Source organism: Tsukamurella conjunctivitidis (assembly GCF_007858475.1).
Lineage (GTDB): Bacteria > Actinomycetota > Actinomycetes > Mycobacteriales > Mycobacteriaceae > Tsukamurella > Tsukamurella conjunctivitidis.
Genome location: NZ_VIGX01000094.1, coordinates 1 through 705, shown reverse-complemented (window position 1 = coordinate 705; position 705 = coordinate 1). Strand labels below are relative to the sequence as shown.

Sequence of the window (705 nt, the reverse complement as noted above, 5' to 3'; positions counted from 1 at the left end):
CGAGGTGCCGTCAATCGCGACGCGCTCCCCGGTCCACCCGGGAGCCCCCCAGGCGATGGAGGAACCATCGGCGAGAGGAGTCTCCGTCAGGGTGACCTGCGTGCCGACCAGGAGGTTCTCGCCGAGCGGCACGGGCGTCCCGTCGGTGGGCAGCGTCAGGGTCTTCGAGCCCGATGCGCCCTCCTGGTTCCAACTCGCCGTGACGGTCACGGAGTCGGGGACCGCGGGATTGTCCGCCTGGGCGCCCGTCACGATCTTCTTCACCGAGAAGGTCCCCACGCTGCGCTCAACGTGATTGGTCACGGTCACCGCAGCCGGAGTGGACGCATCCGCACCGACCACGACGCTCTCCGGGCTGAAGGTCGGATCCGACCAGGTGAAGGTGTCATCGTCACCGGGACGCGACTCGGAGAAGGTCACCGTGGCTCCGACGGGGATGTCGTTCAGGACCACTGGGGAACCTGCGGTGAGGTCGACAGTGCGGTCCTTCTGTTCGGGGACATTGCTGCCCAGGGCAGTGGTGTCGATGTGTGCCGTGACGGTGTAGGTCCGGCCCTTGTCCACCCTGGACGCGGCCGCACCGTCAAGGGCCTTGGACACCTGGACTGCGCCGAGCTGGGCGGTGTTGGTCAGCTTCACGGACACATTGCTGGCCGGCGTGACTGTGACCGTCGCGGTCCTGCCGTCGTCGCCTGCGACCACGCC

1 protein-coding gene is annotated in these 705 nt (G+C 68.1%); it reads right to left on the bottom strand.

Features of this window, described 5'->3' with window-relative positions; genetic code table 11:
* The coding region (locus FK530_RS24520) for a DUF5979 domain-containing protein (RefSeq protein WP_231706789.1) at nt 1-639 on the bottom strand (639 nt) is incomplete at its 3' end.
* Nucleotides 640-705: the final 66 nt, after the last annotated feature.